The organism is Kitasatospora sp. NPDC048722 (genome assembly GCF_040650235.1).
Classification (GTDB): domain Bacteria; phylum Actinomycetota; class Actinomycetes; order Streptomycetales; family Streptomycetaceae; genus Kitasatospora.
Map to the genome: position 1 here is coordinate 1 of NZ_JBEZGX010000142.1, position 4,037 is coordinate 4,037.

Annotated in this window: 1 protein-coding gene; it reads left to right on the plus strand. The window is 74.4% G+C overall.

All coding sequences use genetic code 11. The features are described 5' to 3' along the window. The coding region (locus AB0C76_RS41095) for a beta-ketoacyl synthase N-terminal-like domain-containing protein (RefSeq protein ID WP_359975825.1) at window positions 1-4,037 on the plus strand (4,037 nt) is incomplete at both ends.

A 4,037-nucleotide genomic window follows, 5' to 3' on the forward strand; every position in this document is an offset into this window, starting at 1 on the left:
TCGGCTGTGGTCCATGCTGCCGGTGTCGGTGACAACGGTCTGGTCGGTGCGCTCAGTCCGGAGCGGATGGATGCGGTTCTGGCCCCGAAGGCCGATGGCGCCTGGTATCTGCACGAGCTGACCGGTCATCTCGAGCTGAGCGCGTTCGTCCTCTTCTCCTCCGCGGGCGGGCTGGTGCTGACCGCCGGTCAGGGCAACTACGCTGCCGCGAACGTCTTCCTCGACGCGCTCGCCGCCCACCGCCGCGCCGCCGGCCTGCCCGCCACCGCCATGGCCTACGGCCTGTGGGACGTCGGCGCCGGCCTCGGCGAGCAGCTCCTGGAGCTCAACCGCAACCGCATGGCCGCCCAGGGCGTCCCGCCGCTCACCCGGGAGGCCGGTCTGGCGCTCTTCGCCGCCGGTCTGCGCAGCGAGCGCGCCTCCGTCGTGCCGATCCGGGTCGACGCCGCCGCCCTGCGCGCCCGCACCGACGAGGTCCCCGCACTCCTGCGCGGCCTCGTCCCGGCCACCCGACGCACGGCGGCCCACACTCCGGCACCGGCCGCACCGGTGGACGGCCTCGCGGCCCGGCTCACCGGGCTGACGGAGCCGGAGCAGCGGCGGACCGTCCTCGACCTCGTCCGGGCCCGGGTGGCCGGGCTGCTCGGCCACGAGTCCGGCGATGCGATCGAGCCGGACCGCGCGTTCCAGGAGCTCGGCTTCGACTCCCTCGCCGCGACCGACCTGCGCAACCAGCTCAACACCCTCACCGGCCTGCGCCTGCCCGCCACGCTCGCCTTCGACCACCCGAACGCCGAGGCCGTGACGGAGCTCATCGTCACCGAGCTGGGCGTTCGGACCGCCGCCGCGAGCGGCCAGGCGTCCCGCGCCGAGGCCGACCTGCGTGCCGCGCTGCAGTCGATCCCGACCCGCCGCCTCCGTGACGCGGGCCTGGTCGACGCCCTGCTCGACCTGACCGACGACCGGGTGCGGGCCACCGCCGCCGAGCCGGAGGCTGCGACGGACAACCCCGGGGCGCCGACGGAGGTCCGCCACGACCCGATCGCGATCGTCGGGATGGCCTGCCGCTACCCGGGCGGGGTGACCACGCCCGAGGAGCTCTGGCAGCTGGTGACGTCCGGCGCGGACGCGATCTCCCCGTTCCCCGCCGACCGCGGCTGGGACCTCTCGGTGCTGCGCACCGAGAACAGCGGGGGCACCGAGGGCTCGTCCTACACCCGGGCCGGCGGATTCCTCGACGGCGCCGCCGAGTTCGACCCCGGATTCTTCGGGATCTCCCCGCGCGAGGCCCTCGCCATGGACCCGCAGCAGCGGCTCACGCTGGAGCTCTCCTGGGAGGCCCTGGAGCGGGCGGGCATCGACCCGAGCGGCCTGCGCGGCACCCGCACCGGCGTCTTCACCGGCGTGATGTACCACGACTACCCGGGCAGCGACGGCAACGGCAGCGTCGTGGCCGGCCGCGTCTCGTACAAGCTCGGCCTGGAGGGCCCGGCCGTCGCCGTCGACACCGCCTGCTCCTCCTCCCTGGTCGCCCTGCACCTGGCCGCCCAGGCGCTGCGCCAGGGCGACTGCTCGCTCGCGATCACCGGCGGCGTGACGGTCATGGCCACGCCGGGCGTGTTCGCCGAGTTCGGCCGCCAGGGCGCGCTCGCCCCCGACGGGCGGTGCAAGTCGTTCGCGACCGCCGCCGACGGCACGGGCTTCGCCGAGGGCGCGGGCTTCCTGGTCGTCGAGCGGCTGTCGGACGCGCTGCGCAACGGGCACCCGGTGCTGGCGCTCGTGCGCGGCAGCGCCGTCAACCAGGACGGTGCGTCGAACGGCCTGACGGCGCCGAACGGGCCGTCGCAGCAGCGGGTGATCCGGCAGGCGCTCGCCAATGCCCGGCTCGGCGCCGACCAGGTCGACGTGGTCGAGGCGCACGGCACGGGCACGACGCTGGGCGACCCGATCGAGGCCCAGGCGCTGCTCGCGACCTACGGGCAGGACCGTGAAGAGCCGCTGCTCCTCGGCTCGATCAAGTCGAACATCGGGCACACCCAGGCCGCGGCCGGTGTCGCCGGCGTGATCAAGATGGTGCTCGCGCTGCACAACGGCGAGCTGCCGTCGACGCTGCACGTCGACGAGCCGAGCGCGAACGTGGACTGGTCGGAGGGGGCCGTCCGGCTCCTGACCGAGCCCCGGGCGTGGGCCCCGGGCGACCGCCCGCGCCGCGCGGGCGTCTCCTCCTTCGGGATCAGCGGCACCAACGCCCACGTGATCATCGAGGAGGCCCCGGCGGCGGCGCCCTCCACGGAGGTGCCGGAGCTCGAACCGGGAGCCGTGCCGTGGGTGCTGTCCGCCGCGACCCCGGAGGCGCTGCGTGCGCAGGCCGAGCGGCTGATCGCGGCCGTGGCTGACGCCCGTCCCGTGGACGTCGCGTACTCGCTGGCGACGACCCGCGCCGCGCTCGAACACCGTGCGGCCGTGGTCGGCGACGGGACCGGGCAACTCCTGGCCGGCCTGCGGGCGGTGGCGGACGGCGAGGCGCCGACCGGTGTCGCCACGAGCGGCCGGACGGCGTTCCTGTTCTCGGGGCAGGGGTCGCAGCGGTTGGGGATGGGGCGGGAGTTGTATGCCCGGTTCCCGGTGTTCGCGCGGGCTTTCGACGAGGTGTGCGCGGCGTTGGAGGTGCCGGTTCGGGATGTGGTGTGGGGCGACGACGAGGAGCTGTTGAGCCGGACGGAGTACGCGCAGGCGGGTCTGTTCGCGGTCGAGGTGGCGCTGTACCGGCTCGTCGAATCGCTGGGTGTGCGGGCGGAGTTCGTGGCCGGGCACTCGATCGGTGAGGTGGCTGCGGCGCACGTCGCGGGGGTGTTCAGCCTGGCTGACGCCTGTGCGCTGGTTACTGCGCGTGGCCGTCTGATGCAGGCGCTGCCGTCCGGCGGTGCGATGCTGGCGGTGCAGGCGGCGGAGGGCGAAGTCCTGCCGCTGCTGGGTGAGTTCGTGTCGATCGCCGCGGTCAACGGCCCGCGCTCGATCGTCGTCTCCGGGACGGAGGAGGCCGTCGAGGCGATCGAGGCGCACTTCGCCGATCGCAAGACGACGCGGCTGAGGGTGTCCCACGCGTTCCACTCGCCGCTGATGGACCCGATGCTGGAGGACTTCCGTTCCGTTCTCGACGGGCTGAGCTACCGTGCGCCGTCGATCCCGGTGATCTCCAACCTGACCGGCTCCCTGGCCGAGGACCTCACGACGCCCGACTACTGGGTGCGCCACGTCCGTGAGGCCGTCCGCTTCGCCGACGGCATCCGGACCCTCCACGAGGCCGGCGTCACGCGCTACCTCGAACTCGGCCCCGACGCCGTCCTCACCGCCCTCACCGCGACCGCCCTGCCCGACGGCGCCGCCGAAGCCATCCCGGCGCTGCGCCGCGGTCGCGACGAGGAGCGGACCGTCGTCGAGGCGCTGGCACGGCTGCACGTGCTCGGCGTCCCGGTGGACTGGTCCGCCTTCCACACCGGGACGGGCGCCCGCCGGATCGCCCTGCCGACGTACGCGTTCCAGCACCGTCGCTTCTGGACGGACGCCCCGGCGTTCTTCCCGACGGCCGAGGCCGCCGGGCTCCGTAACGCCGACCACCCGCTGCTCACCGGCTCGCTCGAACTGGCCGGGACCGCCGGATTGGTGTTCACCGGCCGGCTGTCGGCCCGGTCGCACCGGTGGCTCGCGGACCACGCCGTCATGGGTTCGGTGCTGGTGCCGGGTACGGCGCTGGTCGAACTGGCCGTACGTGCCGGGGACGAGGCCGGTTGCGACCTGGTCGAGGAACTGACCATGGCCGCGCCGCTGGTCCTGCCTGAAGACGGCTCCGTCCGGATCCAGGTGCGCCTGGCCGATCCGGACGACTCCGGGCGCCGCGCGGTCGGCATCCACTCCACGGCGGACATCGACCCGGAGCCGGTCTGGACCCTGCATGCGAGCGGTGTGCTGGGTTCGGGTGCGGTGCCGGTGGCGTTCGAGGCGGCCGTGTGGCCGCCGGCCGGTGCCGAGGTGGTCGA